Source organism: Streptomyces phaeochromogenes, assembly GCF_001418655.1.
GTDB lineage: Bacteria > Actinomycetota > Actinomycetes > Streptomycetales > Streptomycetaceae > Streptomyces > Streptomyces phaeochromogenes.
This window is the reverse complement of sequence record NZ_LIQZ01000292.1, coordinates 1-3,200: the sequence shown is the minus strand read 5'-3', so window position 1 is coordinate 3,200 and position 3,200 is coordinate 1. Positions and strand designations below refer to the sequence as shown.

General features: G+C 66.7%; 4 protein-coding genes. 3 read left to right on the top strand and 1 reads right to left on the bottom strand.

Annotated features, from left to right (window positions below; translation table 11 throughout):
• Positions 1 to 450, bottom strand: a 450-nt coding sequence (locus AOK17_RS33260; protein WP_483855183.1) for a diacylglycerol kinase family protein, incomplete at its 3' end; no start/stop codon positions are given.
• A 199-nt stretch (positions 451 to 649) separates the two neighbouring features.
• On the opposite strand from AOK17_RS33260, the gene AOK17_RS33255 reads away from it, so the two are divergent.
• The 3 genes from AOK17_RS33255 (at position 650) to AOK17_RS33245 (ending at position 2,992) form a co-directional block, all read left to right on the top strand.
• A complete protein-coding gene (locus AOK17_RS33255) occupies positions 650 to 1,933 on the top strand; it encodes an adenylosuccinate synthase (RefSeq protein ID WP_055616301.1) in 1,284 nt (427 codons plus the stop codon).
• A gap of 213 nt (positions 1,934 to 2,146) precedes the next feature.
• Positions 2,147 to 2,437, top strand: a complete 291-nt coding sequence (locus AOK17_RS33250) for a hypothetical protein (RefSeq protein ID WP_055616300.1) — start codon at positions 2,147 to 2,149, stop codon at positions 2,435 to 2,437.
• 123 nt (positions 2,438 to 2,560) lie between these two features.
• A complete protein-coding gene (locus tag AOK17_RS33245) occupies positions 2,561 to 2,992 on the top strand; it encodes a hypothetical protein (RefSeq protein ID WP_055616299.1) in 432 nt (143 codons plus the stop codon).
• Positions 2,993 to 3,200 lie beyond the last annotated feature (208 nt).

The following is a 3,200-nucleotide window of genomic DNA, read 5'->3' as shown; positions in this document are numbered from 1 at the left end:
GCACCTGCCCCCCGCCAACGGCGGAATCCGTAGCGCCCCCAGCACCACCCCGTCGCTGTCGTCCACCAGGAGATCGAGCCGCCGCTCGGCCCCGTCGAGCACGGTGCGGGCCGCCGCGACGGCACCTATGGGCACGCCCAGTGCCCGGGCGAGCGACAGCGCGCCGCCGCTCACACCGACCGGCACCAGGGACAGTGCACATCCGGCCAGCTCCCGCCGACGGTACAAAACGGAGACCGCACGCAAAAGCGCCCGGTCGTCCCCGATCACGACAGGCCGTCGTGACCCTCTCCGGGCAAGTGCCCGATCGAATTCCTCGGGCCCGTCAGGAAGGCACACTTTCGTCGTCGCACCCGCGCTGAGCACGTCTTTTGCGATCCGCACCGCCTCACCGTCACCGTGACGGGCGACCGGGTCGATGACCACAAGGAGCTGGTCGGAAGTCGACACCTCGGTCCTGCCTCGCTTCCTCGGGTAGCATCTTTGTGCAAGAGCCCCTTGCGCTATTGCGCCAGGGGCTTCGTCTATTCCGGGGCATCCGGTCCGACGGTCGCGGCCAAAGGTGGTCGCCGGCGTACGCAGCCGTACCAGAACCAGCCGCGTACGTCCCCGACCTTGGACATGCCCCGCCCGGAAGGGGTGTACGCGCGTGCCCGCACTTGTGCTGCTCGGTGCTCAGTGGGGTGACGAAGGCAAGGGAAAGGCCACCGACCTGCTCGGTGGTTCCGTGGACTATGTGGTGCGCTACCAGGGCGGCAACAACGCCGGCCATACGGTAGTCGTGGGCGATCAGAAGTACGCCCTCCACCTCCTCCCTTCCGGAATCCTCTCGCCGGGGTGTACTCCGGTCATCGGCAACGGAGTCGTCGTCGACCCGTCGGTCCTGTTCTCCGAGCTGAACGGACTGAACGAGCGAGGCGTCGACACCTCCAAACTCCTCATCAGCGGAAACGCGCACATCATCACGCCCTACAACGTGACGGTGGACAAGGTGACGGAACGCTTCCTCGGGAAGCGGAAGATCGGCACGACCGGCCGCGGTATCGGCCCGACGTACGCGGACAAGATCAACCGCGTCGGCATCCGCGTCCAGGACCTGTACGACGAGTCGATCCTGATGCAGAAGGTCGAGGCGGCCCTCGACGGCAAGAACCAGCTCCTCACCAAGGTCTTCAACCGGCGCGCCATCGAGTCGGAGCAGGTCGTCGAGGAACTGCTGACGTACGCGGAGAAGCTGCGCCCGTACGTCGCCGACACGGTCCTCGTGCTCAACAAGGCGCTCGAAGAGGACAAGGTGGTCCTCTTCGAGGGCGGCCAGGGCACGCTGCTGGACATCGACCACGGCACGTATCCCTTCGTGACGTCCAGCAACCCGACCGCCGGTGGCGCCTGCACCGGCTCGGGTGTCGGCCCCACGAAGATCAGCCGGGTCATCGGCATCCTGAAGGCGTACACCACGCGTGTCGGTGCCGGTCCCTTCCCGACCGAACTCTTCGACGAGGACGGCGAGGCCCTGCGCCGCATCGGCCACGAGCGCGGTGTCACCACCGGCCGTGACCGTCGCTGCGGCTGGTTCGACGCGGTCATCGCCCGGTACGCGACGCGCGTCAACGGCCTGACCGACTTCTTCCTCACCAAGCTGGACGTCCTGACCGGCTGGGAGGAGATCCCGGTCTGCGTGGCGTACGAGATCGACGGCAAGCGTGTCGAGGAACTCCCGTACTCCCAGACGGACTTCCACCACGCGAAGCCGATCTACGAGACCCTGCCGGGCTGGTCGGAGGACATCACGAAGGCCAAGACCTTCGCGGACCTCCCGAAGAACGCGCAGGACTACGTGAAGGCCCTGGAAGACATGTCCGGCGCCCCGATCTCCGCGATCGGCGTCGGCCCGGGCCGCGACGAGACGATCGAGATCAACTCGTTCATCTAGTACGGACTGCAGTCATCTAGTACGGACTGCAGTCCAGTACGGACCGCAGCCCAATAGGAACCGCAGTCCAGTAGGAACCGCAGACCGCGAGGAGGGGTGCCCGACCGGGCGCCCCTCCTTGGCGTGGGTGGACCAGGAGTGGGCGTACCTCACATAGCGGGCATACGCTGACAGTGCAAACGTGCGTGCGTCGATCAGGAGAAGGTGAGCGCGATGCGCGTCATGCTCAAGGCCACTCTGGACACGGAGAAGTCGAACGAACTGATCCGCAGCGGCAAGATGCCGGAGATGATCAAGGAGATCCTGGACCATCTCAAGCCCGAGGCGGCGTACTTCGCGCCCTTGGGCGGCCGGCGTACCTGCCTCCTGTTCTTCGACATGAAGGACAGCTCGGAACTGCCGCCTGTCGGCGAGCCGTTCCTCACCGAGTTCAACGCCGAGGTCGAGGTCTGCCCGATCATGAACGGCGATGACCTCCAGAAGGGCCTGTCCCAGCTGCGCTGACCGCCGGGGCGTCGATGGTGTAGCCCGCTACACCACGGACTCGGGGGGCCGGTCCCTCGTGGCGGCGCGTGCGCGACGGAATCGTGGACGGCATCACAAGCCGATCCAGGAAAGGCCCATTCCATGGCCGCGAACCGTCGCCCCGTACCCGTACGCCGTACCGTCGCCGTCGTCACCACCCTCGCAGCCGTCACGCTCGCTGCCGGGCTGCTCACCGGATGCGAGGACGACGACCTCGGCAACTCGCTGAGCTGCCTCAAGAACGCCGACACGATCGCCGACAGCCTCAAGGCCATCCACGAGGCCGGTGCGGACGCGGTGAAGGATCCCACGCGGACCGACTCGTCCATCGACACCATCGAGAAGAACCTCGACAGGATCAACGACAGGACGGGCGGCGACAGGACCGACGACGACAAGGTCGGTAAGGCCGTCGACGACCTCAACGACGCCATCAAGGACTACAACAAGGCGATCCTGGACGGCGACACCAGCCCGGACTCCAGCCGGATCGACGCCGCCGCCGACGAACTGACCGACGTCTGCACGTCATGACCGTCATGCCCCGTCATGACCCGTCGTGGCACCCGTACAGCGGCCCCAACGACAGACGGGCTAACTGAAGATGATCATCGAGCCCTGCGCCAGGCTCCGCGTCGCCGCCGCGTGCAGCCCCAGCCACACATGCCGTTCGCGGGCGAACGGGCTTGAGTCGAAGGGCGCGGGCGCGGCCGGCTCCTCCAGCTCGGTGGGGGCCATGGGG

Bases quoted from the DNA above. Each gene is read 5' to 3' on its own strand.
- AOK17_RS33250 (WP_055616300.1), top strand. From the start codon at position 2,147: ATGCGCGTCATGCTCAAGGCCACTCTGGACACGGAGAAGTCGAACGAA.
- AOK17_RS33245 (WP_055616299.1), top strand. From the start codon at position 2,561: ATGGCCGCGAACCGTCGCCCCGTACCCGTACGCCGTACCGTCGCCGTC.